This is a genomic window from Asticcacaulis solisilvae (assembly GCF_017875235.1).
Taxonomy (GTDB): domain Bacteria; phylum Pseudomonadota; class Alphaproteobacteria; order Caulobacterales; family Caulobacteraceae; genus Asticcacaulis; species Asticcacaulis solisilvae_A.
The window spans coordinates 1-25,676 of the sequence record NZ_JAGGMI010000023.1; the positions used below are offsets into that span (position 1 = coordinate 1).

Annotated in this window: 39 protein-coding genes; 37 read left to right on the plus strand and 2 right to left on the minus strand. The window is 61.7% G+C overall.

Annotated features, from left to right (window positions below):
* The first annotated feature begins 502 nt into the window (after nucleotides 1-502).
* The 4 genes from J2X24_RS21820 to J2X24_RS21835 all read left to right on the plus strand — a co-directional run bounded on the left by J2X24_RS21820 (nucleotide 503) and on the right by J2X24_RS21835 (nucleotide 3,823).
* The gene (locus J2X24_RS21820; RefSeq protein ID WP_209726142.1) at nucleotides 503-1,357 is read left to right on the plus strand and encodes an AraC family transcriptional regulator; all 855 of its coding nucleotides are present in this window, start codon (nucleotides 503-505) and stop codon (nucleotides 1,355-1,357) included.
* A 66-nt stretch (nucleotides 1,358-1,423) separates the two neighbouring features.
* On the plus strand, nucleotides 1,424-1,867 hold the full coding sequence (locus J2X24_RS21825) for a hypothetical protein (protein WP_209726144.1): 444 nt from the start codon (nucleotides 1,424-1,426) through the stop codon (nucleotides 1,865-1,867).
* A gap of 87 nt (nucleotides 1,868-1,954) precedes the next feature.
* On the plus strand, nucleotides 1,955-2,584 hold the full coding sequence (locus tag J2X24_RS21830) for a glutathione S-transferase family protein (protein ID WP_209726146.1): 630 nt from the start codon (nucleotides 1,955-1,957) through the stop codon (nucleotides 2,582-2,584).
* Between the two features lie 93 nt (nucleotides 2,585-2,677).
* On the plus strand, nucleotides 2,678-3,823 hold the full coding sequence (locus J2X24_RS21835; RefSeq protein ID WP_209726148.1) for a GNAT family N-acetyltransferase: 1,146 nt from the start codon (nucleotides 2,678-2,680) through the stop codon (nucleotides 3,821-3,823).
* Nucleotides 3,824-3,828: 5 nt separating this feature from the next.
* Here J2X24_RS21835 and J2X24_RS21840 read toward each other — a convergent pair whose 3' ends face one another.
* The gene (locus J2X24_RS21840) at nucleotides 3,829-4,260 is read right to left on the minus strand and encodes an META domain-containing protein (RefSeq protein WP_209726150.1); all 432 of its coding nucleotides are present in this window, start codon (nucleotides 4,258-4,260) and stop codon (nucleotides 3,829-3,831) included.
* 434 nt (nucleotides 4,261-4,694) lie between these two features.
* Between J2X24_RS21840 and rpsJ the strand changes: the two genes are divergently transcribed.
* The 31 genes from rpsJ to J2X24_RS21995 all read left to right on the plus strand — a co-directional run bounded on the left by rpsJ (nucleotide 4,695) and on the right by J2X24_RS21995 (nucleotide 22,861).
* Nucleotides 4,695-5,003 (plus strand): 30S ribosomal protein S10, encoded by a 309-nt coding sequence (gene rpsJ / locus J2X24_RS21845; RefSeq protein WP_006273890.1) that lies wholly within the window; start codon nucleotides 4,695-4,697, stop codon nucleotides 5,001-5,003.
* 12 nt (nucleotides 5,004-5,015) lie between these two features.
* Nucleotides 5,016-5,747, plus strand: a complete 732-nt coding sequence (rplC, locus tag J2X24_RS21850; protein ID WP_192619717.1) for a 50S ribosomal protein L3 — start codon at nucleotides 5,016-5,018, stop codon at nucleotides 5,745-5,747.
* Nucleotides 5,748-5,749: 2 nt separating this feature from the next.
* A complete protein-coding gene (rplD, locus tag J2X24_RS21855; RefSeq protein WP_209726152.1) occupies nucleotides 5,750-6,382 on the plus strand; it encodes a 50S ribosomal protein L4 in 633 nt (210 codons plus the stop codon).
* A 3-nt stretch (nucleotides 6,383-6,385) separates the two neighbouring features.
* The gene (locus J2X24_RS21860; RefSeq protein WP_192619719.1) at nucleotides 6,386-6,682 is read left to right on the plus strand and encodes a 50S ribosomal protein L23; all 297 of its coding nucleotides are present in this window, start codon (nucleotides 6,386-6,388) and stop codon (nucleotides 6,680-6,682) included.
* Between the two features lie 14 nt (nucleotides 6,683-6,696).
* Complete coding sequence (gene rplB, locus J2X24_RS21865) at nucleotides 6,697-7,533, plus strand: 50S ribosomal protein L2 (protein WP_209726154.1); 837 nt, start codon at nucleotides 6,697-6,699, stop codon at nucleotides 7,531-7,533.
* Between the two features lie 3 nt (nucleotides 7,534-7,536).
* Entirely contained in the window at nucleotides 7,537-7,815 is a 279-nt protein-coding gene (gene rpsS / locus J2X24_RS21870; RefSeq protein WP_209726156.1) for a 30S ribosomal protein S19, read from the plus strand.
* Nucleotides 7,816-7,817: 2 nt separating this feature from the next.
* Complete coding sequence (gene rplV / locus J2X24_RS21875) at nucleotides 7,818-8,201, plus strand: 50S ribosomal protein L22 (RefSeq protein WP_209726158.1); 384 nt, start codon at nucleotides 7,818-7,820, stop codon at nucleotides 8,199-8,201.
* Nucleotides 8,201-8,962 carry a 30S ribosomal protein S3 gene (rpsC, locus tag J2X24_RS21880; RefSeq protein ID WP_209726160.1) on the plus strand — a complete coding sequence of 254 codons (762 nt, stop codon included), beginning with the start codon at nucleotides 8,201-8,203 and terminating at the stop codon, nucleotides 8,960-8,962. The genes rplV and rpsC overlap by 1 nt, the downstream gene beginning before the upstream one ends.
* A 3-nt stretch (nucleotides 8,963-8,965) precedes the next feature.
* Complete coding sequence (rplP, locus tag J2X24_RS21885; protein ID WP_192619724.1) at nucleotides 8,966-9,400, plus strand: 50S ribosomal protein L16; 435 nt, start codon at nucleotides 8,966-8,968, stop codon at nucleotides 9,398-9,400.
* Nucleotides 9,401-9,405: 5 nt separating this feature from the next.
* Nucleotides 9,406-9,612, plus strand: a complete 207-nt coding sequence (gene rpmC, locus J2X24_RS21890; RefSeq protein WP_209726162.1) for a 50S ribosomal protein L29 — start codon at nucleotides 9,406-9,408, stop codon at nucleotides 9,610-9,612.
* A gap of 12 nt (nucleotides 9,613-9,624) precedes the next feature.
* The gene (rpsQ, locus tag J2X24_RS21895) at nucleotides 9,625-9,861 is read left to right on the plus strand and encodes a 30S ribosomal protein S17 (protein WP_209726164.1); all 237 of its coding nucleotides are present in this window, start codon (nucleotides 9,625-9,627) and stop codon (nucleotides 9,859-9,861) included.
* 17 nt (nucleotides 9,862-9,878) lie between these two features.
* Nucleotides 9,879-10,247, plus strand: coding sequence for a 50S ribosomal protein L14 (gene rplN, locus J2X24_RS21900; protein WP_192619727.1), 369 nt, complete (start codon nucleotides 9,879-9,881; stop codon nucleotides 10,245-10,247).
* Entirely contained in the window at nucleotides 10,248-10,562 is a 315-nt protein-coding gene (gene rplX / locus J2X24_RS21905) for a 50S ribosomal protein L24 (protein WP_209726166.1), read from the plus strand. It begins immediately after the preceding gene.
* Nucleotides 10,555-11,109, plus strand: coding sequence for a 50S ribosomal protein L5 (gene rplE / locus J2X24_RS21910; protein ID WP_209726168.1), 555 nt, complete (start codon nucleotides 10,555-10,557; stop codon nucleotides 11,107-11,109). Before rplX ends, rplE begins: the two co-directional genes overlap by 8 nt.
* 18 nt (nucleotides 11,110-11,127) lie before the next feature.
* Nucleotides 11,128-11,433: a 30S ribosomal protein S14 gene (gene rpsN / locus J2X24_RS21915; protein WP_192619730.1), complete on the plus strand. Its 306-nt coding sequence runs from the start codon at nucleotides 11,128-11,130 to the stop codon at nucleotides 11,431-11,433.
* Between the two features lie 16 nt (nucleotides 11,434-11,449).
* Nucleotides 11,450-11,848 carry a 30S ribosomal protein S8 gene (rpsH, locus tag J2X24_RS21920; protein ID WP_209726170.1) on the plus strand — a complete coding sequence of 133 codons (399 nt, stop codon included), beginning with the start codon at nucleotides 11,450-11,452 and terminating at the stop codon, nucleotides 11,846-11,848.
* Nucleotides 11,849-11,894: 46 nt separating this feature from the next.
* Nucleotides 11,895-12,428, plus strand: coding sequence for a 50S ribosomal protein L6 (gene rplF, locus J2X24_RS21925; RefSeq protein WP_209726172.1), 534 nt, complete (start codon nucleotides 11,895-11,897; stop codon nucleotides 12,426-12,428).
* 3 nt (nucleotides 12,429-12,431) lie between these two features.
* Nucleotides 12,432-12,785 (plus strand): 50S ribosomal protein L18, encoded by a 354-nt coding sequence (gene rplR, locus J2X24_RS21930; RefSeq protein WP_209726174.1) that lies wholly within the window; start codon nucleotides 12,432-12,434, stop codon nucleotides 12,783-12,785.
* 11 nt (nucleotides 12,786-12,796) lie between these two features.
* Nucleotides 12,797-13,372, plus strand: coding sequence for a 30S ribosomal protein S5 (rpsE, locus tag J2X24_RS21935; protein WP_209726176.1), 576 nt, complete (start codon nucleotides 12,797-12,799; stop codon nucleotides 13,370-13,372).
* 3 nt (nucleotides 13,373-13,375) lie between these two features.
* Nucleotides 13,376-13,552 (plus strand): 50S ribosomal protein L30, encoded by a 177-nt coding sequence (gene rpmD / locus J2X24_RS21940; RefSeq protein WP_192619735.1) that lies wholly within the window; start codon nucleotides 13,376-13,378, stop codon nucleotides 13,550-13,552.
* A 221-nt stretch (nucleotides 13,553-13,773) separates the two neighbouring features.
* A complete protein-coding gene (gene rplO / locus J2X24_RS21945; RefSeq protein WP_209726177.1) occupies nucleotides 13,774-14,256 on the plus strand; it encodes a 50S ribosomal protein L15 in 483 nt (160 codons plus the stop codon).
* A 141-nt stretch (nucleotides 14,257-14,397) separates the two neighbouring features.
* On the plus strand, nucleotides 14,398-15,780 hold the full coding sequence (secY, locus tag J2X24_RS21950) for a preprotein translocase subunit SecY (protein WP_209726178.1): 1,383 nt from the start codon (nucleotides 14,398-14,400) through the stop codon (nucleotides 15,778-15,780).
* On the plus strand, nucleotides 15,777-16,337 hold the full coding sequence (locus J2X24_RS21955; protein ID WP_209726179.1) for an adenylate kinase: 561 nt from the start codon (nucleotides 15,777-15,779) through the stop codon (nucleotides 16,335-16,337). Before secY ends, J2X24_RS21955 begins: the two co-directional genes overlap by 4 nt.
* 400 nt (nucleotides 16,338-16,737) lie before the next feature.
* The gene (rpsM, locus tag J2X24_RS21960) at nucleotides 16,738-17,106 is read left to right on the plus strand and encodes a 30S ribosomal protein S13 (protein WP_209726180.1); all 369 of its coding nucleotides are present in this window, start codon (nucleotides 16,738-16,740) and stop codon (nucleotides 17,104-17,106) included.
* Nucleotides 17,107-17,116: 10 nt separating this feature from the next.
* Entirely contained in the window at nucleotides 17,117-17,506 is a 390-nt protein-coding gene (gene rpsK, locus J2X24_RS21965) for a 30S ribosomal protein S11 (RefSeq protein WP_209726181.1), read from the plus strand.
* A 72-nt stretch (nucleotides 17,507-17,578) separates the two neighbouring features.
* On the plus strand, nucleotides 17,579-18,595 hold the full coding sequence (locus J2X24_RS21970) for a DNA-directed RNA polymerase subunit alpha (RefSeq protein ID WP_192619741.1): 1,017 nt from the start codon (nucleotides 17,579-17,581) through the stop codon (nucleotides 18,593-18,595).
* A gap of 237 nt (nucleotides 18,596-18,832) precedes the next feature.
* Complete coding sequence (gene rplQ / locus J2X24_RS21975; RefSeq protein WP_209726182.1) at nucleotides 18,833-19,249, plus strand: 50S ribosomal protein L17; 417 nt, start codon at nucleotides 18,833-18,835, stop codon at nucleotides 19,247-19,249.
* A gap of 403 nt (nucleotides 19,250-19,652) precedes the next feature.
* Complete coding sequence (locus J2X24_RS21980) at nucleotides 19,653-19,817, plus strand: hypothetical protein (protein ID WP_209726184.1); 165 nt, start codon at nucleotides 19,653-19,655, stop codon at nucleotides 19,815-19,817.
* Between the two features lie 158 nt (nucleotides 19,818-19,975).
* Nucleotides 19,976-21,205: an alkaline phosphatase family protein gene (locus J2X24_RS21985; RefSeq protein WP_209726185.1), complete on the plus strand. Its 1,230-nt coding sequence runs from the start codon at nucleotides 19,976-19,978 to the stop codon at nucleotides 21,203-21,205.
* Between the two features lie 55 nt (nucleotides 21,206-21,260).
* Nucleotides 21,261-22,496, plus strand: a complete 1,236-nt coding sequence (locus J2X24_RS21990; protein ID WP_209726186.1) for a TCR/Tet family MFS transporter — start codon at nucleotides 21,261-21,263, stop codon at nucleotides 22,494-22,496.
* The gene (locus J2X24_RS21995; RefSeq protein ID WP_209726187.1) at nucleotides 22,493-22,861 is read left to right on the plus strand and encodes a DUF1801 domain-containing protein; all 369 of its coding nucleotides are present in this window, start codon (nucleotides 22,493-22,495) and stop codon (nucleotides 22,859-22,861) included. The genes J2X24_RS21990 and J2X24_RS21995 overlap by 4 nt, the downstream gene beginning before the upstream one ends.
* A gap of 2 nt (nucleotides 22,862-22,863) precedes the next feature.
* On the opposite strand, the gene J2X24_RS22000 is transcribed toward J2X24_RS21995, so the two are convergent.
* Complete coding sequence (locus J2X24_RS22000) at nucleotides 22,864-23,433, minus strand: TetR/AcrR family transcriptional regulator (RefSeq protein WP_209726188.1); 570 nt, start codon at nucleotides 23,431-23,433, stop codon at nucleotides 22,864-22,866.
* A gap of 105 nt (nucleotides 23,434-23,538) precedes the next feature.
* Here J2X24_RS22000 and J2X24_RS22005 point away from each other — a divergent pair, with 105 nt between their 5' ends.
* Complete coding sequence (locus J2X24_RS22005) at nucleotides 23,539-23,913, plus strand: VOC family protein (protein WP_209726189.1); 375 nt, start codon at nucleotides 23,539-23,541, stop codon at nucleotides 23,911-23,913.
* 147 nt (nucleotides 23,914-24,060) lie between these two features.
* On the plus strand, nucleotides 24,061-25,515 hold the full coding sequence (locus J2X24_RS22010) for a Do family serine endopeptidase (protein WP_209726190.1): 1,455 nt from the start codon (nucleotides 24,061-24,063) through the stop codon (nucleotides 25,513-25,515).
* Nucleotides 25,516-25,676 lie beyond the last annotated feature (161 nt).

A 25,676-nucleotide genomic window follows, 5' to 3' on the forward strand; every position in this document is an offset into this window, starting at 1 on the left:
CGTCTCGAAGATCATCGAGTAACCAGGGTCCGAGGGACCCTGGACCCGGACTCGCGACTGAGCTCATCAGAGCTCAAGCGGTGAGGGGACAGCCAAGACAACAGAACCTCTCCGGTGCGAACCGGAGGGGTTTTTGTTTTGGCGCACCCTCTCTCCTCCCTGTACCGAAGGCATGGGGAGGTCGGGTGAGCGAAGCCGGGATATAGTCCCGGCAAGCGCAAGGAAGGCGGTGGAGGGGTAGGTCTCAGGCGATGAACTTCACGCCCGCGCTTCATTTATAAAACGCTTGAGAGCAGCGCATCGCCCGCGCAATACCCCTCCGTCATCTTCGCTTTGCTCGCTATCACCTCCCATTTCTTAGGAACGAGGGTGCAAAGTCGGCCTTAGGCGGACCAAGACGCTGCCACCTACTTATCCAAGATGGGAGAAGAGGAAACAGCAAGATCGGGAACGTGCAGAACGCGAAGATATGGCATCTTGTCCTGACAAACCGGAGATCGCCATGAAGCCTGCCCAGCGCGTCAACTATGCCGAACGGATTGACCGCGTCCTTCGCCATATCGAAACCCTCAACGCCGAAGCGCAGCCTGACACGGATACACTGGCGGGAGTTGCGGCCCTGTCACCCTTCCATTTTCATCGCATCTACCGCCTGATGACCGGGGAAACGCCTGGCGAAACGCTCAAGCGCATCCGACTGGCGCGCGCCGTGCCGCAATTGGATACACAGGCTTCCATCACTGCCGTCGCCGGCGCGGCAGGTTACGCCACGCCGCAAGCCTTTGCCCGCGCGTTGAAAGCCGAAACCGGGGCGACCGCCTCCGAAATCCGCATGTCACCGTCTATCCGCAGTCAGGTTGGCGAGGCCTTGCGTCGCCCAGCACACCCGGAGCAGCCGGTCACCATCGAGATTGTCGCGACCGAGCCGCTGCAGTTGACGGCGCTGCGCAATACCGGCGCCTATGCCGAGTTGAACGCCGCCTATCACCGCCTGTTTGAATGCGTCTTTACTGATCTGCCAATGGAAGCCCTGCGGGGCCTTTATGGCATTCAGTATGACGATCCGCGTTTTGTGCCGGACGCGGAATGCCGCGCCGAGGTCGCCGTCGATGTCGGCGGACAGGCCCCGTTGGGAGACAAATTGCACGCTGTCACCATACCGGCCGGCCGGTCCTACCGTATCCGCCATCTCGGCAGCTACGACGCGATGCAGCCCGCGATCGACTATCTGTACGCCGCCGCCATCGAAGCCGGAGAGACCTTGTCCGAACGCCCGCCGCTGTTTCATTACCTGGACGATCCGGAAGAGGTCGCGGAAGAAAACCTGCGCTGCGACGTTTATCTGGCTGTCTCCTGATAACGATCCGCATTGACACTTTATATGTCAATGCTACCAATGTCCGTGTTCAGAGATCGGGGTGTCATGGGTCGAGTCGTTGCTTTGAAGCGTGCGTTTGTCGGGCTGGTCGCGGTTGGCCTGCTGGCGTCAGCGTGCGCGCACAGGCCGCCAGCGCCTCCCGTAGCCGTGGTTGAACCCGAACCGGCCCCCGTCGAAGTCGGCGCCGTCAAGCGTGGCGAAAACCTTTATGATGTGGTCTACATCGGTGACAGCAAGGGGTCGACCGAATATGTTCGTGACATGACCCTCTACCAGTCGGCGGAGTTGTGCCAGTCCCAGGGGTTTGCCTATTTCCGCGCCAGCCACGCGCCGGCCTATTCCACCCACGAGGCGCCGCGGACACCCGTGGCCGAGCAACCCAAGCTGACCATGCAGGTCTCCTGCCTGCTTGCCGCGAATGACGCCACGGTATCCTATGGCGTGAACGAGGTCATCGACCGCGTTCGGATCAGCTATAACCTCAGATAGTTTGTCAGTTCGTTTGCGGACTTTGGCCGGGCGCCGGTCTGGCGCCATATGCCATCGGCTTTATGATCGCCGTGACAGGAGGCATCCATGATCTTGATCGGCCAGTACGACTCTCCCTTTGTGCGCCGCGTCGCGATAGCCATGACACTTTATGGCTTCGTGTTCGAACACCGGCCGTGGTCTACCTTTGGCGATGGCGACCTGATCGCGCCGTTCAACCCGTTGCGGCGCGTGCCGACCCTGGTGCTCGACGACGGCAGCGTCGTGATCGAAAGCGCCTGCATCCTCGACTGGATCGAAGAGCAGAAGGGCGACGGCCACCTGATCGCCAAGTCCGGCCCTGAGCGGCAGAAGGCGCTGTACTATATGGCGCTCAGCATGGGCTTTTCCGACAAGTGCGTGGCGATGTTCTACGAAAAGGTGCTGCACCAGCAGACCTCGGATATCTGGCTGAACCGTCTGCAAACCCAGATCGCGGCCGTGCTTGACCGGCTGAACGCCATCCGCGCCGAGGCGGTGACGCCGTGGCTGCTCGGGCAATATCTTGGTCATGCCGATATCGCGCTCGGCTGCGCCATCCGCCATGCGCGCGAGGCCCACGGCGACGCCATAGACTGGAAGCGGTGGCCGGCACTCATCGCCCATAGCGAGGCTTGCGAGGCGCTGCCGGTCTTCGACAGCATCTCGCAACCCTTTATAGGGCCGTCTTCCAACTAGCTTCTGATTTTTTATTAACCACCTTCGTTTCCGGCGTTTCAATCATGTTGCGCTATGGTCGGCGGCAAATTGCTACCTTGCCCGCTGGACCCAATGCCGCAGACCAACCGCATAGAGATCATCCGTCCTCAGGACCTGACGCCTGAAGACGAGGCCTTGTGGACCGCTTTCTTAAGCGAGCGGCCGGATCTGCACGGTCCCTATTTCGACCTGCGTTACGTCAAGGCGATCGGCCGGGATGTGCCGCACTCCGGCGTCGCTCGCATCTGGCAGAATGGTGAGATCGCAGGCTATTTCGCCTATCAGGTCCGCTCGGGCACGCTGCAGCCGCTGGGCGCGCCGCTCAGCGACTATCACGGCATCGTCGGCAGGCCTGGCGTCAGCATCGACTTCGAAGCGCTTCTGCGCGCTGCCGATGCCCGCCGCCTGGAGTTCCAGGGCTGGGTCGGCAATATGACCGAACGCGCGCCGGGCGTGAAGCTGACGCGCCGCGTGGCCGATGCCAGCCAAGGCTTCGACCATTGGTGGGGGACGCAGGACGCTGCACATCACAAGTTCTTCAAGAACATCTCACGCTGCCAGCGCAATATCGAAAAGGACTTTGGCGGCTTTGCATTCAGTTGGGAGCGCGTGACGCCGCACCTGCTGAACTGGGTGCTGGATATCAAGCGCGAACAGTATCGCAAATCCGGCATGCACGACGTCTTCGATTGCGGCTGGACGCGGACTTTGCTCGACAACTTGGCCGCCTATGACGATGAGCGCTTCGGCCTGCGCGCCGGCGTCTTTCGCAATGACGGCCGCATAGTCGCCGCAGAGATCAGCCTGACCGACGGTGAGGATGTCCACCTGTGGTTTCCGGCCTACGATCCATACTATTACCGCTATTCGGTAGGCATCGTCCTGACGGTCGCCATCATCCGCCACATGGCGCCGCAGGGCTATAAGCGATTCGACTTCGGCACCGGCGGCGAGGACTACAAGTCGCCGCTGACGACCGATGGCGGCGCCTGCCTGGAAGGCGAATACACGCCGCATCCGATGCTGATCAGCGCGCTGATCAATGTCGCGGCCAAGGCGCTGCCCATGGCGGAGGCCGAATTCGAGGCGGCGCGCCTCAGCCTGCGTCGCCGCATGAAGCTGATCCGCGCGACCGAACTCGGCATGACGGGATGGGGCAGGGCGCTGCTCAGCCTGTCGCAACGCGCTGTCATGCGCTTTACCGATAAGGCGGCCTGAGACTCTTACTTGGCTTCAAAGCGTGCCAGGGCAGTGGCTCGGCCCTTGTCCAACGACAGGGTCGAGCCGGTCAGGCTATAGCTGTCGGCTTCGTTGAAGACGCCAAGATAGGCCTGCTCGGTCGCCATGCCCTCGGCGCACGCCATCCGCGTCGAGCCAACGCCACTGAAGCGGATGCGCTGTTGCGGCAGGATTTCGTAGCTGCCGAAGAAGCGGTTACAGCCGCCGTTACCGTTGATCTTGTTGTCGGTCGTCAGGTTCAATGTCGCCGGCCGCTCAGATTGGCCCACAGCCTGACCGTTCAGTTCCACCAGCACCCATTCCTTACCGGCCAACTGGAAGCTGGCTTCGGCCGGCGGCGCGGCCGAATAGGTGCCGTCGCTGGAACACGCCGCCAGCAGGCCGGCGGACAGGCAAAGCGGCAACAGGTATTTCATGGCGCATCTCCGGCTATATATAATGAGCGCCCAGATGGTCAGCGCGATTGCAATTTTTCAATGTGGAGTGCAATAGGTCAGGGAAGGCGGCGTTTTTCGCAAAAGCTTATTTTATCCCCGTTTTCGTGAAATCGCCTCTTGACGTACGTGCCCCTCGCAAGTATGTACGCGCACTCTGTTAGATCGGCTGTGGCGCTGAAGCGCTAGACGCGGTCTGCAAGCATAATAACCAGGCCGTCCGGCAACCTCTATCTAAAGAGACCATGGATGGTTTGATCAATGGCCCTCGGCGGGTTTCCCCGCTGTTGGGCTTTGTTTTTGCGGATTACGCGTCCGGACTGGTGGGCCTCTCTTCGGAGAACCTCGAGTTACGGGCTGGTCTTTGAAATGGTTCACTGGACGCGTTAAACGCCCCTTTGAGGAAAACGAGCGATATGGATCGTCAAAATATCCGCATCAGGCTCAAGGCCTTCGATCACCGCGTCCTGGATCATTCCACGCGCGAAATCGTCAATACGGCCAAGCGCACTGGTGCCACCGTACGGGGCCCGATTCCCCTGCCTACGCTTATCGAGCGTTTCACCGTCAACCGTTCGCCGCACGTCGACAAGAAGTCGCGCGAGCAGTTCGAGATCCGCACGCACAAGCGCGTGCTTGATATCGTCGATCCGACCCCGCAGACCGTGGACGCGCTGATGAAGCTCGACCTGTCGGCTGGTGTCGACGTCGAGATCAAGATTTAAGGGGCGGCTCACATGCGTACAGGTTTGATCGCCAAAAAGCTCGGCATGACCCGCTTCTTCGATGAAGCCGGCCAGCACGTTCCGGTTACCGTCCTTTCGCTCGATGGTTGCCAGGTCGTTGCCCAGAAGACCCAGGCCAAGGACGGCTACGTTGCTCTGCAACTCGGCGCCGGCACCAAGAAGGCCAAGAACACTTCGAACGCCGAGCGCGTTCGTTTCGCCAAGGCTCAGGTTGAGCCGAAGGCCATCCTCACGGAATTCCGCGTTACGGAAGACGCCCTGATCGAAGTTGGTGCCGAGTTCACCGCCGATCACTTTGTCGAAGGTCAGCGCGTCGATATCCAGGGCATCACCATCGGTAAGGGTTTCGCGGGCGCCATGAAGCGCTGGAACTTCGGTGGTCTGCGTGCGACCCACGGCGTCTCGGTCTCGCACCGTTCGCACGGTTCGACGGGTAACCGTCAGGACCCCGGTCGCACCTTCCCGGGCAAGAAGATGGCCGGTCACTACGGCGTCGAAACCGTCACCACCCTGAACCTGCAGGTCGCCCGCATCGATGCGGAGCGTGGCCTGGTATTCATCCGTGGCGCGGTTCCGGGCGCCGAAGGCTCCTACGTCAAGATCCGCGACGCGGTAAAGAAGGCGGCGCCTGCCGGCCTGAAGTTCCCGGGCGCGATCAAGTCGGCTGCTACTGCGGCTCCCGCTGCTGCTGAGGAAGCCCCTGCTGAAGAGGGCGCTGAATAATCATGAAACTCGACGTCATCAAGCTCGACGCCTCCAAGGCTGGCTCGGTCGATCTCTCCGATCTCGTTTTCGGGATCGCGGACATCCGCGCCGACATCCTGGCGCGCGTCGTCAACTGGCAGCTGGCCAAGCGCCGCGCCGGTACGCACAAGGTTCAGACCCGCAACGAGAACTCTCGTACGGGTAAGAAGATGTATAAGCAAAAGGGCTCCGGCGGCGCTCGTCACGGCTCGCGCCGTGCGCCGCAGTTCGTCGGTGGTTCGCGCGCTTTCGGTCCGGTCGTCCGTGATCACGGCTTCGACCTGCAAAAGAAGGTTCGCGCGCTGGGCCTGCGTCACGCTCTGTCGTCCAAGGTCCGTGACGGCTCGCTGATCGTCCTCGACGCCGCGACCGTTGACAGCCCGAAGACTTCGGCGCTCAAGGCTTCCTTCGAGAAGCTGGGCCTGAAGAACGCCCTGTTCATCACCGGTCCGGAAGTTGACGCCAACTTCGCCATGGCTTCGCGCAACATCCCCAATATCGACGTCCTGCCGACCGCGGGCCTGAATGTCTATGACATCCTGCGCCGTGAAAAGCTGGTTCTGACGAAGGCGGCGGTTGAAGCTATCGAAGCTCGCTTCGCAGTGGAGGCCTAAGTTATGGCTGCTACCATCCGCAATTTCGACGTGCTGCTGTCGCCGCACATCACCGAAAAGGCCTCGATTCTGGCTGAACAGAACAAGGTCGTCTTCAAGATCGCCCTCGACGCGTCCAAGGACGAAGTCGCTTCGGCCGTCGAAGCTATCTACAACGTCAAGGTCACCAAGGTGAACACCATCGTCACCAAGGGCAAGACCAAGCGGTTCAAGGGCATCAAGGGCCGCCGCAGCGATGTCAAGAAAGCGATCGTCACCCTGGCCGAAGGCCAGGTGATCGACATCACGACCGGCCTGTAAGGAAAGATTGAACAATGGCTTTGAAGCAATTTAATCCGACCTCGCCCGGCCGCCGCCAGCTCGTTCTGGTGGACCGTTCCGAGCTGCACAAGGGCAAGCCCGAAAAGTCGCTGGTCGAAGGTCTGACGAAGTCCGGCGGCCGTGGCGCCGGCGGCCGCGTCGCTGTCCGTTTCCGTGGCGGCGGTGCGAAGAAGCTCTATCGCATCATCGACTTCAAGCGTCGCAAGTTCGACGTGCCGGCGACGGTCGAGCGTCTGGAATATGACCCGAACCGTTCGGCCTTCATCGCCCTGATCGTGTATCAGGACGGCGAAAAGGCATATATCCTGGCTCCGCAGCGCCTCAAGGCCGGTGACACTGTCATCGCGTCGGAACGCGTCGACGTGAAGCCGGGTAACGCCGCTCCGCTGCGTTCGCTGCCCATCGGCACCATCATCCACAACGTGGAAATGAAGCCGCTGAAGGGCGGCCAGCTGGCCCGTTCGGCCGGTGCCTACGCTCAGCTGGTCGGCCGCGACGCGGGCTACGCCCAGATCCGCCTCGGTTCCGGCGAGCTGCGCATGGTGCTCGACACCTGCATGGCCACTGTTGGCGCCGTGTCGAACCCCGACCACATGAACCAAAGCCTGGGTAAGGCCGGCCGTTCGCGTCACCTGGGCTTCCGCCCGCACGTCCGCGGCGTCGCCATGAACCCGGTCGACCACCCGCACGGTGGTGGTGAAGGCAAGACCTCGGGCGGCCGTAACCCGGTCACCCCGTGGGGCGTCCCGACCAAGGGCCGCAAAACTCGTACCAACAAGGCGACGGACAAGTTCATTATCCGTTCGCGTCACGTCAAGAAGGCTCGCTAAACCATGGCTCGCTCCGTATGGAAAGGACCCTTCGTGGATGGCCACCTTCTGAAGAAGGCGGACGCCGCGCTCAGCTCGGGTCGCAAGGAAGTCATCAAGACCTGGTCGCGCCGCTCGGTCATCATGCCGCAATTCGTCGGCCTGACCCTCGGTGTCTACAACGGTCAGAAGCATGTTCCGGTTCTCATCAGCGAGGACATGGTCGGCATGAAGCTCGGCGAGTTCTCGCCGACGCGTAACTTCCCCGGTCACGCCGCCGATAAGAAGGCGAAGAGGAAGTAATCATGTCGCAGACCAAGAATCCTCGTCGCGTCGAAGCCAACGAAGCCCGCGCCAAGCTGGTTTCGGTGCGTATCTCGCCGCAGAAGCTCAACCTGGTCGCCGCCTCGATCCGCGGTCTCAAGGTTCAGCGCGCCCTGAACGAACTGGAATTCTCGCGCAAGCGCATCGCCAAGGACGTCCGCAAGGCGCTCTATTCGGCGATCTCGAACGCGGAAAACAACCACAACCTCGACATCGACAACCTGGTTGTCGCCGAGGCCTTCGTCGGCAAGGGCATCGTCATGAAGCGCTTCGCTTCGCGTGCCCGCGGCCGTTCGTCGCGTATCATGAAGCCGTTCTCCGAACTGACGATCGTCGTTCGTGAACTCGGTCAGGAGGCCGCATAATGGGTCAGAAAGCCAATCCGATCGGCCTGCGCCTCGGCATCAACCGTACCTGGGACTCGCGCTGGTTCGCGGCCCGTACGGAATACGCCAAGCTGCTGCACCAGGACCTGAAGATCCGCAAGGAACTGAAGGAAAAGCTGAACGCCGCCGGCGTCAGCCGCATCATCATCGAGCGTCCGCACAAGAAGTGCCGCATCACCATCTACGCCGCCCGTCCGGGCGTCGTGATCGGCAAGAAGGGCGCCGACATCGACAAGCTCCGCAAGGACGTGTCGCGCCTGACCGAAGGTGAAGTGTTCCTGAACCTGGTCGAAGTCCGCAAGCCGGAAGTCGACGCGCAACTGGTCGCCGAATCGATCACTCAGCAGCTGGAGCGCCGCGTGGCCTTCCGCCGCGCCATGAAGCGTTCGATCCAGTCGGCCATGCGTCTGGGCGCCAAGGGCATCCGCATGAACCTGTCGGGCCGTCTCGGCGGCGCCGAAATCGCCCGTATGGAATGGTACCGCGAAGGCCGCGTGCCTCTGCATACCCTGCGCGCCGACATCGACATGGGCTTCGCCGAAGCCCTGACCACCTACGGCATCATCGGTGTCAAGGTGTGGATCTTCAAGGGCGAAGTCCTTGAGCACGATCCGATGGCCCAGGACAAGCGCTGGAGCCAGGAAGCTTCGGGCCCGTCGTCGAGCGAGCGCCCCGAGCGTTCCGAGCGCGGCGATCGTAACAACCGCGGCCCGCGCCGCGACCGTAACAAGGAGGCCTAAGCCATGATGCTTCCTAAGCGCACAAAGTACCGCAAGGCGTTCAAGGGCCGCATCCACGGCAATGCCAAGGGTGGCTATACGCTCAACTTCGGTTCGTACGGTCTGAAGACCGTCGAGCCCGAGCGTCTGACCGCCCGTCAGATCGAAGCCGCCCGCCGCGCCATCACCCGCCAGATGAAGCGTCAAGGCCGCGTCTGGATCCGTATCTTCCCGGATCTGCCCGTCACGGGCAAGCCGGCCGAAGTCCGCATGGGTTCGGGCAAGGGTGCGGTTGATTACTGGGCCGCCCGCGTGGCCCCGGGCCGTATCCTGTTTGAAATCGACGGCGTGCCGGACGACATCGCGCGTGAAGCGCTGCGTCTGGGCGCTGCGAAGCTGCCGGTCTCCACCCGCGTCGTGACCCGTCTCGACGCCGGCGTTGCCGCCGCTGCGGAGTAATTGAGATGACCAAGATCGCTGATCTGCGCAGCAAGACAACCGACCAGCTGCACGAAGAACTCCTGAGCCTGAAGAAGGAGCAGTTCAACCTGCGCTTCCAGAAGGCGACGGGCCAGTTCGAAAAGACCCACCGCGTCAACGAGATCCGCAAGGATATCGCCCGCATCCAGACCCTGCTGACGGCTCAAAAGGCCGCGGCGAAGTCTGCCTAAGAGGATTAGACCATGCCCAAACGCATTCTTGAAGGTCTGGTTGTTTCCGATAAGGGCGACAAGACCGTGGTTGTGAAGGTGGAGCGCACGATCCTGCACCCCGTTCTGAAGAAGACGGTGCGTCAGTCGAAGCGCTATCACGCTCACGATGAAAACAATACCTACAAGACCGGCGAAACCATTCGTATCATCGAATGCGCGCCCAAGTCGAAGCTGAAAACGTGGGAAGTCCTCCCGCGCGAAGCGTGAAACCAGGAGTTTAAGTCATGATTCAGATGCAAACTAACCTGGATGTCGCCGACAACTCTGGCGCGCGCCGGGTCATGTGCATCAAGGTGCTGGGCGGCTCGAAGCGCCGCTACGCCTCGGTGGGCGACCTGATCGTCGTTTCGGTCAAGGAAGCCATTCCGCGCGGCCGCGTGAAGAAGGGTGACGTCCTGCGCGCCATCGTCGTTCGCACGTCCAAGGACATCCAGCGTAAGGACGGTTCGGTGATCCGTTTCGACACCAACGCCGCCGTTATCGTCAACAAGTCGAGCGAGCCGATCGGCACGCGTATCTTCGGGCCGGTCCCGCGCGAGCTTCGCGCCAAGAACCACATGAAGATCATCTCGCTGGCTCCGGAGGTCATCTAAATGTCTGCCAAGATTAAGAAGGGCGACAGCGTCGTCGTCCTGACCGGCAAGGACAAGGGCCGCAGCGGCACCGTTCTGAAGGTCCTTCCCGAAGACAACCGCGTGGTTGTCCAGGGCATCAACATGGTCCAGCGCCATACCCGTCCGTCGCAGTCGAACCCGAACGGCGGCATCGTCAACAAGGAAGCGTCGTTGCACATTTCCAACGTCGCCCACGTCGATTCGAACGGCAAGCCGACCCGCGTCGGTTTCAAGATCGAAGGCGAGAAGAAGGTCCGCGTTGCCAAGACGACCGGAGATGTCATCAATGGCTGATACCTATACCCCGCGCCTCAAGTCGGTTTACCTGGACACGATCCGGGCCGCCCTGAAGGAAGAGTTCGGCTACACGAACGAAATGCAGGTCCCCAAGCTCGACAAGATCGTCGTGAACATGGGTATCGGTGAAGCGACTGCCGACTCCAAGAAGGTCCAGGCGGCCATCAAGGACCTGGCGGCCATCACCGGCCAGAAGCCGGCTCCGACGCGCGCCCGCAAATCCATCGCCGGCTTCAAGCTGCGCGAAGGCATGGTGGTTGGCGCCAAGGTGACGCTTCGCAAGGAACGTATGTACGAATTCCTCGACCGTCTGATCACGATCGCGCTGCCGCGCGTGAAGGATTTCCGCGGTCTGAACGGCAACTCCTTCGACGGCCGTGGGAACTACGCCATGGGTCTGAAGGAACACATCGTTTTCCCGGAAATCAACTACGACCAGATCGATCAGATGTGGGGCATGGACATCGTTGTCTGCACCACGGCCACGAGTGACAAGGAAGCCAAGGCGCTTCTGAAGCACTTCCAGTTCCCGTTCACCTCGTAAGGCGGGAGAGAGACACAAATGGCAAAGAAATCCGCAGTCAACCGCAATGAGATGGTCAAGAAGCTGGTCGCGCAATACGCTGCCAAGCGCGAGGCCCTCAAGGCGACCGCCAATGACGAAAGCCTGCCGCTCGAGGAGCGTTTCGAAGCGCGCCTGAAGCTGGCCAAGCTGCCGCGCAACTCGAACCCGACGCGCATCCGCAATCGCTGCGAACTGACGGGCCGTCCGCGCGCCTTCTATCGCAAGATGAAGATCAGCCGTATCGCCCTGCGCAAGCTTGGCAACGAAGGCCAGATTCCTGGCCTGACCAAGGCCAGCTGGTAAGGGAAGGGGACCACACATGTTCGTCAATGATCCTCTCAGCGATATGATCGCCCGCATCAAGAACGCCGCCATGCGCCAGCGTTCGAAGGTGCTGACCCCCGCTTCCAAGCTGCGCGCCCGCGTGCTCGACGTCCTCAAGGACGAAGGCTATATCCGCGGTTACGAAGTGCTCGAACAGCCGGGTGAATTCCCGCAGTTCGAAATCGAGCTGAAGTATTTCGACGGTCAGCCGGTCATCGCGGAAATCGCCCGCGTGTCCAAGCCCGGCCGCCGCGTCTATTCGTCGATCAAGGACCTGAAGCCGATCAAGAACGGCCTCGGGATCTCGATCCTGTCGACGCCCAAGGGCGTCATGTCTGACACTGCCGCCCGCGAAGCTAACGTCGGTGGCGAAGTTCTCTGCCGCGTCTACTAAGTCGTAGACGTGGTTCGAGGACACTTAAGGCACAAAAGGTTTTAAAATGTCTCGGATCGGTAAAAAGGCCATTTCTGTCCCGAACGGCGTGAACATCACGCTGGCGGGTCAGGACGTGACCGTAAAGGGCCCCAAGGGCCAGCTGAACTGGAAGGTCGTCGAGGAAATCGAAGTCCGCCAGGAAGGCAATGTCCTGCACATCTCGCCGCGCGGCGAGACGCAGCGTCACAAGGCCATGTGGGGCCTGTCGCGCACCCTGATCGCCAATATGGTGAAGGGCGTGACCGAAGGCTACGAAGTGACCCTGGAAATGGTCGGCGTCGGTTACCGCGCCGCCATGCAAGGACAAAAGCTTGAGCTGTCGCTCGGCTTCTCGCACCCGGTCGTCCTCGATCCGCCCGCCGGCATCAAGTTCGAAGTGCCGAAGCAGACCGAAATCAAGATCGTCGGCATCGACAAGCAGGCTGTCGGCGAAATGGCCGCCAAGGTCCGCAAGATCCGTCCGCCCGAGCCTTACAAGGGCAAGGGTGTCAAGTACGCCGGCGAAAAGGTTCGCCGCAAGGAAGGCAAGAAGAAGTAAGTCATGGCTCTGTCTCCTCGTCAGCAAATGGCTCGCCGCGCGCAACGCAATCGTACGCGCCTGAAGAGCCTCGCCAACGGCCGCCTGCGTTTGTCGGTGTTCCGTTCGGACAAGAACATCTATGCCCAGATCATCGACGACGCCAACGGCGTCACCGTGGTCGCCGCTTCGTCGCTGGAAGGCGACAAGAAGCAGGGCTCCAACCAGGCTGCCGCTTCGGAAGTGGGCAAGCTGGTCGCTCAGCGCGCTATCGAAAAGGGCGTCAAGGACGTCGTCTTCGATCGCGGCGGCTACATCTATCACGGCCGCATCAAGGCGCTGGCGGAAGCCGCGCGTGAAGCCGGTCTCAACTTCTAAAGGTAATCCTCATGGCACGTCCAAGTGAAAACCGCGGTGAACGCCGCGATCGTACCGAGGAACCCTCGGAATTCGTTGAAAAGCTCGTCGCGATCAACCGCGTCGCCGCAACCGTCAAGGGCGGCCGCCGCTTCTCGTTCGCCGCTCTGATGGTCGTTGGCGACCAGAAGGGCCGCGTCGGCTACGGTCATGGCAAGGCACGCGAAGTGCCGGAAGCCATCCGCAAGGCGACGGAAGAAGCCAAGAAGTCGCTGATCCGCGTTCCGCTGCGGGAATCGCGCACGCTGCACCACGACGGCTATGGCCGGTGGGGCGCGGGCAAGATCCAGATGCGCGCTGCCCCTCCGGGCACGGGCGTCATCGCCGGCGGTCCGATGCGCGCCGTTCTCGAAACCCTGGGTGTTTCGGACGTCGTCGCCAAGTCGCTCGGCTCGTCCAACCCGTACAACATGGTGCGCGCCACGTTTGAAGCGCTGAAGGTGCAGTCTTCGCCCCGTCAGATCGCCTCCAAGCGCGGCAAGAAGGTCGCCGACCTGCTGAAGAGCCGCAATGACGGCGCTTCGTCGCCCGAAGCTCTGGAGGGCTAATCGATGGCTACCATCAAAGTGAAGCAGACCGGTTCGCCGATCCGCCGTACCAAGGACCAGCGCGCGACGCTGGCAGGCCTCGGCCTCAACAAGATGGGCCGCGTCTCCGAGCTGGAAGACACCCCGTCGGTCCGTGGCATGATCGCCAAGGTCCAGCACATGGTGCAGATCGTCGACTAAAGCGATGTGCCGAAAAGTGTTAAGCGGTTTTCGGCTTGAACATCGCGGCTAAAAAGGCCGACAAAAGTGTTTAAGGGCGCGGATATCATCCGCGCCCTTGATTCTTTGAGGGGCGTGCTGTAACAGGCGCGCTTCGTTTGCTTTCGCGATGCGGAGGCAGGCAGACATTTCTATTCACGCCGAGTGGGGCTCAAGCCCTGCGCATTCCAAGGAGAAGGCATATGACCAAGCTGAACGAAATCCGTGACAACGAAGGCGCCACCAAGGGCCGTATGCGCGTGGGCCGTGGCCCCGGCTCCGGCAAGGGCAAGACCTCGGGCCGCGGCGTGAAGGGCCAGAAGTCGCGTACCGGCGTGTCGCTGCTCGGCTTCGAAGGTGGCCAGATGCCGCTGTACATGCGCATGCCGAAGCGCGGCTTCAACAACCCGTTCGCCCTCAAGCTGGCCGAAGTCAACCTGTGGCGCCTGCAGGACGCCGTTGACGCGGGCAAGCTCGACGCTTCCAAGCCGGTCGACGGCGCGGCCCTGGTCGCCGCCGGCGTTATCCGCCGCGAACTGGACGGCGTCCGCGTTCTGGGCGAAGGTGAACTGAAGGCCAAGCTCGACATCACCGTCTGGTCCGCAACGGCTTCGGCCGCGAAGGCCATCGAAGCCGCCGGCGGCAAGCTGACGCAGCAGCGTCCGGCCAAGACCGCCGAAGCCTGATTGACGTTTTGATGACCATACCCCATATGGGCTGAGGGCCGGGCAGGGGCGTATCACAGATTCGCCGCCACTTGATGCCGTCTTCCCATGTGGGGGCAGGATGCCGGGCTTAAGTAAGCACGGCTGAATTCGAGGATTTTTATGGCATCAGCTGCTGAACAATTAGCCGCAAATATGAATTTCGGCGCCTTTGCCAAGGCGACGGACCTGCACAAGCGCCTGCTGTTCACGCTGGGCGCGCTGATCGTTTATCGCCTGGGTACCTATATCCCGCTGCCGGGCATCGATTCGGATGCGTTCCGTCAGGCGTTTTCGGGCCAGGCCAACGGCATTTTTGGCATGATGAACATGTTTGCCGGCGGTGCCGTCGAACGTATGGCCGTCTTCGCGCTGAACCTGATGCCGTACATTTCGGCGTCGATTATCGTCCAGCTCATGGGCTCGGTCTATCCGCCCTGGGAAAAGCTCCGCAAGGAGGGCGGCGAGGCGGGCCGTAAGCAGCTCAACCAGTATACCCGCTACCTGACCGTCATCCTGGCGCTGATTCAGTCGTTCGGCATCGCCTCGGCCATGTTCCAGAGCGGCATGACCATCGACAAGCAAAACCCGGTCTTCTTTATCGTCACGGCGATGACGACGCTGACGGCCGGTACGCTGTTCCTGATGTGGCTGGGTGAGCAGATCACCTCGCGCGGCATCGGCAACGGCTCGTCGATGATCATCTTTGCCGGTATCGTCGCCGTCCTGCCCAAGACCCTGACCCTGCTCCTGGGCCAGGCGCAGCAGGGCCAGATCGCGCCGTTCGTGCTGCTGCTGCTCCTGCTGGTCCTGGTGGCGACGATCGTCTTCATCGTCTTCATGGAACGCTCGCAACGCCGCCTGCTGGTGCAGTATCCCAAGCGCCAGGTCGGCAACCGCATGATGGGCGGCGAAAGCTCCTTCATGCCGCTTAAGGTCAACACCGCCGGCGTCATCCCGCCGATCTTCGCTTCGTCGCTGCTGCTGATGCCGACCTCAGTCATGGCATTCGTCGGCCAAAACCCGGACAAGATCCCGTCCTGGCTGAGCTGGCTGCCGTCCCTGTCGGGGCAATTGACCCACGGTCAGCCGCTGTTCATGGCGCTCTACGCCGCCATGATCATCTTCTTCTGCTTCCTGTATACCTCGCTGGTGTTCAACCCGGACGAAACGGCAGAGAACCTGCGCAAATACGGCGGCTTCCTGCCGGGCATCCGCCCGGGCAAACGGACGGCTGAGTATCTTGACTTCGTGCTGACGCGCATCACGGTCATCGGCGCCGCCTATATCACCATCGTCTGCCTTCTGCCGGAAGCGCTGATCGCCAATCTCGGCAACAGTTTCTATTTCGGCGGCACGTCGATCCTGATCGTCGTGACGGTGACCATGGACACCGTGGCGCAGATTCAGTCGCACCTGCTGGCGCACCAGTACGAAGGCCTGATCAAGAAGTCGAAAGCCAGGGGCGCGGCTAAGGCCACCCTGCCGCGCGGAGCCGGCCGATGAATATCATTCTGTTCGGGCCGCCGGCCGCCGGCAAGGGAACCCAGGCCAAGCTCCTCGTTGAACGCCGGGGCATGGTGCAACTGTCCACCGGCGACATGCTGCGCGCCGCCATCGCCGCCAAGACCGAGTTGGGCCAGCGCGTCGAAGGCATCATGCAGAGCGGCGGACTGGTCTCCGACGGCATCGTGATCGCCCTGATCGAAGAGAACCTGCCGCGGGCCGAAGCCGCCGGCGGCGCCATCTTCGACGGCTTCCCGCGCACGGTGGCGCAAGCGGAAGCGCTCGACACCATGCTGGGCGCGCGTGGCGCCATGATCGATCGCGTCGTCCGGCTGAAGGTCGATGACGACTCCCTGGTAGATCGTATCGCCAAGCGCTTTGCCGATCAGGGCCGTCCTGACGACAACCCCGAATCCTACAAGGTGCGCCTGGCGGCCTACAACGCCCAGACCGCGCCGCTTCTGCCCTACTATGCCGCCCAGGGGAAACTCCATGAGGTCGACGGCATGGGACCGGTGGACGACATCGCCGCCCGTATCGAGGGCGCGCTGACCTGAGTTTCGTGCGCCGTCTTAGCTGATGCTGGGGCGGTTACATAAAGGTTGCTGGTTCTTCCAAACGTCTTCCTTCAAGGTGTTTGGCAAGGCAGACCGGCCGTCCGAGCCCGTGCCCTCAAGAAGCGAAGCGTTAGGGCTTCGCTATGGCGAGGAGCCTCGCGGCGCTTGAGCGGAAATAACAGTGTAAAAAATGTGTGAGAGCATGACATTTCTCTTGCATTTTTCCACGCTGAACCATTGACGGGAGCGAAAACCCTTCTATAAGGGGCAGCTTCCGCGAAAACACGCGTATGGGCCTCTTCCTCGCCGGGACCGGCAGGGAAGGGGACGCATACGTGTCATCTTTCGTATTAAGAAATGCGCACCGTTAGCATGGGTGTGCGTTGCAGGAGATCACCTCGTGGCCCGTATCGCAGGCGTCAACATACCGACCAACAAGCGCGTTCTGATCGCGCTTCAATATATTCACGGCATCGGCCCCAAGAACGCCGAAGAAATCGTTCAGAAGGTCGGCATCGAAGAGAGCCGCCGCGTCAATCAGCTGACGGACGCCGAAGTGCTGCAGATCCGCGAAACCATCGACCGTGACTATACGGTCGAGGGCGACCTGCGCCGCGAAGTCTCGATGAACATCAAGCGTCTGATGGACCTGGCTTGCTACCGCGGCCTGCGTCACCGCAAGGGCCTGCCGGTCCGCGGCCAGCGCACGCACACCAATGCCCGCACGCGCAAGGGCCCGGCGAAGCCGATCGCCGGCAAGAAGAAGTAAGGATTAGCCGATGGCCAAGGAACCTTCACGTATCAAGAAGCGCGAGCGCAAGAACATCACCTCGGGTGTGGCGCACGTCAACGCTTCGTTCAACAACACCATGATCACCATCACCGACGCGCAGGGCAATGCCGTGTCGTGGTCGTCGGCCGGTATGATGGGCTTCAAGGGCTCGCGCAAGTCGACCCCGTACGCCGCCCAGGTCGCCGCCGAAGACGCCGGCCGCAAGGCGATCGAGCATGGTGTCAAGACGCTGGAAGTCAGCGTCGCCGGTCCGGGTTCGGGCCGTGAATCGGCTCTGCGCGCCCTGCAGGCGGTGGGCTTCACCATCACGACCATCCGTGACGTGACGCCGATCCCGCACAACGGCTGCCGTCCGCCGAAGCGCCGTCGCGTTTAATACATACTCCCTGTTTTATCAGTCGCCCTGGCTCATCTGCCGGGGCGGCCTTTCCTGTCTTGAGGGACGTAAATGATCGAAAGAAACTGGCAACAGCTTATTCGTCCTGAGAAGCCACAAGTCGAAGCGGGTTCCGACCCTTCCCGCAAAATGCGCCTGGTCGCCGAACCGCTGGAACGCGGCTTCGGTGTGACGCTCGGCAACGCGCTGCGTCGCGTGCTTCTCTCCTCGCTGCAAGGCGCGGCCGTCACCTCCGTCCAGATCGACGGTGTGGTGCACGAATTCTCCTCCATCGAAGGCGTCCGTGAAGACGTCGTCGATATCATCCTGAACATCAAGCAACTGGCGTTGCGCATGCACGCCGAAGGCCCCAAGCGCATGGTGCTGCGCGCCAATGGCGCAGGTCCCGTGACCGCCGGCCAGATCGACGTCCCCGCCGACATCGAAGTGCTGAACCCCGACCACGTCATCTGTACGCTGGACGAAGGCGCTTCGGTGCGCATGGAGTTCACCGTCCAGAACGGCAAGGGCTATGTCCCGGCTGACCGTCTGCGTCCGGAAGACGCGCCCATCGGCCTGATCGCCGTCGACGCCCTCTATTCGCCGGTCAAGAAGGTCGCCTACAAGGTCGAGCCGACCCGTCAGGGCCAGTCGCTCGACTACGACAAGCTGGTGCTGGAAGTCGAAACCAATGCCGCCGTCACGCCGGTTGACGCGGTCGCTTTCGCGGCCCGTATCCTGCAAGACCAGCTGCAGATCTTCATCACCTTCGAAGAGCCTAAGGCCCCGGTCGTTGAAGAAGGCAAGCCTGAGCTGCCGTTCAATCCGGCCCTGCTCAAGAAGGTCGACGAACTGGAACTCAGCGTCCGTTCGGCGAACTGCCTGAAGAACGACAACATCGTCTATATCGGCGATCTGATCCAGAAGACGGAATCGGAAATGCTGCGCACGCCGAACTTCGGCCGCAAGTCGCTCAACGAAATCAAGGAAGTCCTGGCTTCCATGAACCTGAGCCTCGGCATGGACATCCCGAACTGGCCGCCGGAAAACGTCGAAGACCTGGCAAAGAAATTCGAAGATCAAATCTGATCTTTCGGAAATATGGAACCCGGATGAGCGATCATCCGGGTTTCCTATTTATAGGAACTGTTTTTTCGGTTCCGGCTTATCGGGAAAGACCAAAACCTTGTCCCGGTAATCTCCACGAGACTTGTCGTGGACGTTCGGAACGGGCAGGGGCCGTCGGCCTTTGACCTTTGTTTCCGGGCTCGTTTTTGGGGCCGCGCATGAGCCTTATGCGCCACGCGGTCTTATGGAGATTTACTCATGCGTCACGGCTCCGGCTATCGCAAACTCGGTCGTACGACCGCTCACCGCATTGCCATGTTCGCCAACATGTCGGCCTCGCTGATCAAGCACGAACAGATCGTTACCACCCTGCCGAAGGCCAAGGAACTGCGTCCCTTCGTCGAAAAGCTGGTCACGCTGGCCAAGTCGGGCACGCTGCACGACCGCCGTATCGCCATCTCGCGCGTCCGTGACGTGCCGCAGGTCGCCAAGCTGTTCGACGTCCTGGCCAAGCGCTATGCCGACCGCAACGGCGGCTACATCCGCATCCTGAAAGCCGGCTACCGTCACGGCGACAACGCCCCGATGGCCGTCATCGAATTCGTCGACCGCGACGAAAGCGCCAAGGGGCAGGATTCGGGCCCGGTCTTCTCGGCCGCCACCGACGAGGAATAAGGATCGTCTGATCCCATTAAAAAGCCTCCGGTTTCCGGAGGCTCAGGCTGCTGACAAAGTCTGTGGACAATTTTCATGCGGTATATTGCCACCTGATTCACGGAACGTCTCGGAATCAAGCGGTGAACATATCGGAATCAAATTGTGGCAATTGGCCCTTCTCAAAAAAGATAGGGGGTTTGTCAGTAGCCTGAGCCTCCGGTTTCCGGAGGCTTTTTTTATGCCGAAGTTGCGCCGTTAAGACTCTGGTTATCTCAGTTAACAAGCCTGTGATGATATGTCATGAGCTGTTATTTCGCTTAACAGGAAAAGCACGCTAGCCTTTAGATACGGGGGCTTGTTTCGAGCAGCAGGCGCCCGCCAAACTTTTCCATCAGGTCTATCTCAAAATCAGGAGGGCAATATGTTGACTGACGACTACGCAAGCCGTGTGGCCGACCCCGCCGAAACGATGTACGCATCGGGCGATTTCGCATTGAGTGACGACATGACGCTTGAAGCCGCGGTGCTGGAGGAGGCGTCAGTCTTCTCCGAACCGGTTCTCGACCGTATCCGGACCAGCGACTGATCCGGACACGTTGATACGCCTCTCATAAGCACGGAAGCCGCCGGTAAAGCCCGGCGGCTTCTTTTTTGGTTTCTGTCGTAATAAATTCATCGTGGCGTGCTTGACGGTTGGGACGCGGCGTGGACAGTCCATTTGCCGGATTTCGTTGGGGCGCAGTCATGCCGATCAAACATCTCTTCGCCGTTGTCATCGTGGCGCTCGGACTGTCGGGCTGCGCCGCCATGCCGAAGCGAGAGGCCGCCCAGCCGCCCCTTTTGATCCTGGTGTCGATTGACGGCTTCCGCGCCGACTACCTGGAGCGCGGCGAGACGCCGAACCTGAGGACGCTGGCCGACGGAGGCGCGACCGGCGGCATGCGGCCGTCATTCCCCAGCCTGACCTTCCCCAACCATTTTACCCTGGTGACGGGGCAGCGGCCGGACCGCAATGGCATTGTCAACAACACCATGCGCGACGATCGAAAGCCTGGCGTGACCTTCAAGATGTCGAACCTTGACGCCGTTCGCGACGCATTCTGGTGGGACGACGCCAAGCCCGTGTGGACCAGCGCCGAGGAGCAGGGCGTCAAGGCGGCGACCATGTTCTGGCCGGGCTCCGAAGCGGCCCATAAGGGCGTGCGGCCAAGCTATTGGTTGCCGTATCAGGAAGATATGCCGCACGCCGAGCGCGTCAGCCGTGTGCTTGGCTGGCTGGACCTGCCGGAAGCCGAGCGGCCGGGCTTTATCACCATGTACTTCTCCGACGTCGATCACGCGGGCCACGACCATGGCCCGGAAAGTCCCGAAGTGGACGCGGCAATCGCCAAGGTCGACGCCGCCATCGGTGAGCTTCGAGCTGGCCTGAAGGCGCGCGGGCTGGACGGCAAGGTCAACATCATCGTCGTGTCGGATCACGGCATGGCCAAGCACAAGCCTGAAAAGTTCGTCCGCCTGGCGGATCTGGTCTCGGCCGACAGCACCGATATCCTGGGCGGGCAGGTCGCCGGCTTCAACCCCAGGCCTGGCCACGAGGCTGAGGTGACGCGGATACTGCTGACGCCGCGCCCGAACATGCAATGCTGGCCGAAGGAAAAGATTCCGGCGCGCTTCCATTACGGCAAGCATCGCCGCGTCCCGAAGATCATCTGCCTGGCCGACGTCGGCGGCTATCTGGTCGCGCCTTCGAACGACGGCTGGATGCCCAAGCCTGAAGGCGGCAGCCACGGCTACGATCCCGCTGTGCCTGAGATGCGCGCCATTTTCATCGCCAACGGACCGGACATCCGCCCAGGCGTGACACTGCCGGTTTTTGACAATGTCGACGTCTATTCGCTGGAGACACGCCTCCTGCGCCTGAAGCCCGAACGTGGCGACGGCTCCCTGGCCAGCCTGAAGCCGGCGCTGAAATAACGCGGGTAGCCGACGGCTGTCGCTTGGGTTATGGAGGGGCAAACAGGGGAAATGCATGTCCAGCCCACCGCCGCCTCGTAAAGCCGCCGCCGCCTTCATCCTGGTGACGGTCTTTCTCGACATGTTGTCGATCGGCATCATCATTCCCGTCCTTCCGCAACTGATCAAGGGCTTCCTGGGCGGCTCGGTGTCCGAGGCCGCGGCATGGACGGGGATCTTCGGTGCGGCCTGGGGGCTCGCCCAGTTTATCTTCTCACCGGTGCAGGGCGCCCTGTCCGACAGTATCGGCCGCCGTCCAGTCGTCCTGGCATCGAACTTCGGCACCGGAGTGGACTACCTGCTGATGGCCCTGGCGCCCAATCTGTGGTGGCTGCTGGCCGGGCGCATCGTCAGCGGCATCACGGCGGCCAGCATTTCAACGGCCTATGCCTATATGAGCGACGTGACGGCGCCGGAAGGCCGCGCCAAGGTCTTTGGCCTGATGGGGGCGGCGTTTGGCATCGGCTTCGTTGTCGGCCCGGGCCTTGGCGGGCCGCTGGGCAGCATCAATCCGCATCTTCCCTTCTTCGTGGCAGCGGGCCTGAGTCTGCTGAACTTTCTCTACGGCTTCTTCGTCCTGCCCGAATCGCTGCCGAAGGACAAGCGCAAGCGCTTCGAGCCGCATGCCGCCAATCCGATAGGCGCCATCCGTTTCCTGGCGCGTTCGGGCCAGACCCTGCGCCTGGCGACGATGAACCTGCTGATGATGTTCGCGCACAGCGTCTTTCCGACGACCTTCGTGCTGTTTGCCGGCTATCGCTTCGGCTGGGGACCGGCCGAGGTCGGTTATTGCCTGGCGGGCGTCGGTGTGCTGTCGGCCATCGTCCAGGCCGGCCTGACGGGGATTATCGTCAAGGCGATCGGCGAGGTGCGCACTATGTATCTCGGCATCTTCTGCGGTGTCATATCCTTCACAGGTTACGCCCTGGCTCCGGACTGGCCGGTCTTTGTCGCCTTCATGCCGGTGGGCGCCATGTGGGGCCTGACCACACCCAATATCCAGGCGCTGATGAGCGGCTGGGTGGCGCCGCAGGAACAGGGGACGCTGCAGGGCGCCAATATGAGCCTGTCGGCCATGGCGACCATCTTTGCGCCCCTGGCATTTGGCAGCGTGCTGGCCTACGTGACCCATCCCGCCGTGGCGAAGATGTTCAGCGGCGCGTCCTTCCTGCTGGCGGCAAGCTTCGTCCTCCTGGGACTGATGCTTGCCTTCGGCGTTCGTCCGGCGCCAAAAAAGATACCAGAGGCATGAGTTCGGTCGATGATTTCATTGTGGCGCTGGTATCACCGCGCAAGGCCGAAATCGAGGCAGTGCGGCAGATCATCCTGGCAAGCCACCCGGAGATATCCGAAGGCATTAAGTGGAATGCGCCCAGTTTCTTCTACAAGGACTGGTTCGCGACATTTCATCTCCGTGCCAAGTCGGGTATCCAGATCATTCTGCATAGGGGCGCGAAGATCAAGACGGCGCCGATGCGTGAGATTGCCGATCCTTCTGGGTTGCTGGAATGGCTGGCCCCGGACCGCGCGACGATGAGATTCGCCGATATCGATGCGATAGAGGCGCGACGCGGGGACCTGTCATCGGTCATCAGAGCCTGGATATCTGCCCTTTGAATTCAAGCTTCAGCAGATGGGCCGAGCATGGCCTCCGTCAGGCCATTGCCTGACCGGTGCAGGGCCTCTGCCATAGCGGCATGAGACAGGGGCACGCGTCCCAGTATCCAGGGAACCACCAGTGCGAACTGGGCAGCGGCGATCTGCGTTGCCAGCAGGTTCATAGGCACGGCCGGGACGCGGATATCTTCGGCCAACTGAACCAGCCGCATTTCGACCTGAGCGGTCAAGACGGTCTGGAGTACGTCGCGCGCCGGCGCGTAGAACAGTACGCGCGCCACGGCCTGCTTTTCGCGCAGATGCTGGAGCCACCAGCCGAGGTGCGCCGGGACGTCGCGGGACCCGATAACCGAAGCCAGGGCCCACATGGGCCGCTTCATGCTGTCGCTGAGCAGGTCCGTCCGGGTGCGGAAATGTTCGTAAAGCGTCGAGCGGCCGATATTGGCGCGGGCGGCGACGCCCGCCATGGTTACGGCCGGATAGTTCTTTTCGAACAGCAGTTCGACAAACGCCGTGCGAATGGCCTGGCGTGTCCGGGTCTGGCGGCGGTCGAGCGTCTCAATGGCGGACATTTCATACCCAGTGTCTGTTAGCGGACGAACACCATGACCTATCTATCGGCGGCGCGCACGTCTTTTGCTAAGGTGCCGCACCTCCAAGATTGAAAGACAGCCTGAATGCCTGCCATCCTTGACCAGCGCCCGTTCCTCGCCACCAGGAATTTCCGCCGCTCGATCGACTTCTATTCGCGGCTGGGGTGGACCGCGATCTATCAGGACGCGGACCTGGCGCTTATGGAGCAGGGAACGTCACGTTTCTTCCTGCAGAACGCCTTCGTCGAGCAATGGGCGCACAACACCATGGTACATCTGGTCGTCGACGATGCGCGGGCCTGGTATGAGACGGCGAAGCGAGTCAAGGCCGAGGGCGGCTTCGATGAGGTGACGGTCCATCCGCCGCGTCGCGAAGCCTATGGTGCACTGGCCACACATGTCCTGGACCCGGCGGGTATTCTGCTCTTCTTCGCCCAGTTCGACGCGAAACCGGCGTAATACGAAACGAGCGCGTTTAGGCCGTTCTACAGCCTTGATACCGCCGCAATAGTCTCTAAATCTTGCGTCGGATACTTGCCTTTTCGCATTCCCTTGCGCCGAACCGGCATCCACTTCGGCGGGAAATGCTTTACGTGGAACGGACTGATGACGCCTCGCGCCCTTACGAAATCTCTTCTGACCGGTTTTTCGATGATCGCCATGCTGGCGGCGTGCGGGCCGGGGCAAACGCAGGATACGCAGAAATATTCGGGCTCGGGCTTTAACCAGGAAACAACTCCGACCCAGCCGCGCCGCGTGCCCAGCTCGCAGCAGGAGGTCAAGGCGTCGTTCGGTCCGGTCGTCCGGACGGTCGCGCCCGCCGTCGTCAACGTCTATGCCGAAAGCGTATCGCGCCAGCGCGTCGATCCCTTCTGGGAAATGTTCGGCGCCGTGCCGCGCGCCCGCACCGAAAAATCGCTCGGCTCAGGCGTCATTGTCCGCAAGGACGGGATCATCGTCACCAATAACCACGTGGTCGAAGGTGCGACCTCGCTGATGGTGGTCTTAAGCGACCGGCGCGAATACCCCGCCAAGCTGCTGCTGGCGGATCCGCGCACCGACCTGGCTGTCCTCAAGCTTGAGGCCGGAGCGAACGAAACCTTCGCCACGCTCGAGATGGACGATGACCGCGACCAGCAGGTCGGCGACCTGGTCCTGGCCATCGGTAACCCGTTCGGGGTCGGCCAGACGGTGACCAGCGGTATCATCTCCGCCCTTGACCGCACGCAGGTCGGATCGGGCGAAGGCGCCTATATCCAGACTGACGCGGCGATCAATCCCGGTAATTCGGGCGGCGCCCTGGTCGACATGAACGGCCGCCTGATCGGCATCAACTCGTTCATCCTGTCGCGCTCTGGCGGTTCGGCAGGGGTCGGCTTCGCCATTCCATCCGCCCAGGTGTCGCGCGTCGTCGCCTCAGCCGTTGGCGGCCAGACCCAGGTCCAGCGCGCCTGGCTGGGCGCCAAGGGCAATGCCGTGACCGGCGACATCGCCCGCAGCCTGGGCCTGACGCGTCCCGAAGGCGTGCTGGTGTCCGACGTCTATCGCGGCAGCGCCGCCGACGCGGCCGGCCTCAAGACCGGCGACATCATCCTCAATGTCGACGGCCAGCCGGTCAACGACGAGTCGGGCCTGCGCTATCGCATCAGCCTGGTGCCGCTTGGCCAGACCGTGCCGCTGACCGTTCTGCGCAACAACCGCCCCGCCGACCTGAGGATCAAGGCTGCGGCCCCGCCGGCCAATCCGCCGCGCGACGAACGCCTGCTGAAGGGCGAGAACCCGTTCTCCGGCGCCAAGGTGGTCAACCTGTCGCCGGCCGTGGCCGACGAATTGGGCGTTGATCCCTTCGACGCACCCAAGGGCGTGCTGGTGTTTTCGCTTGAGGGCACGCGGACCTATGCGGCGAGTGTCGGCCTGCGTCCGGGCGACATCATCCGTGCGGTTAACGGCGTGAATATCGAAACGACCAGCCAGCTTGATAATGTCCTCAAGGCTGGGGCACGCGGATGGCGCATCACGATCATCCGCAACGGCCAACAGATTACGGCGCAGTTCCGGTAAATTTTGCACTGCAGCATCGTTGCAACACATTGCCGCAATCATGTGCTTAAAACAACTAGCCGGGCCCCGTCACCAAACTGACATGGCTTTGTAGTGGCTGCGTCACAAATCCCCCCTAACGCCCCTGTGCGATAGCGGCCGGAGGTCCGGCTGTTTGGGAT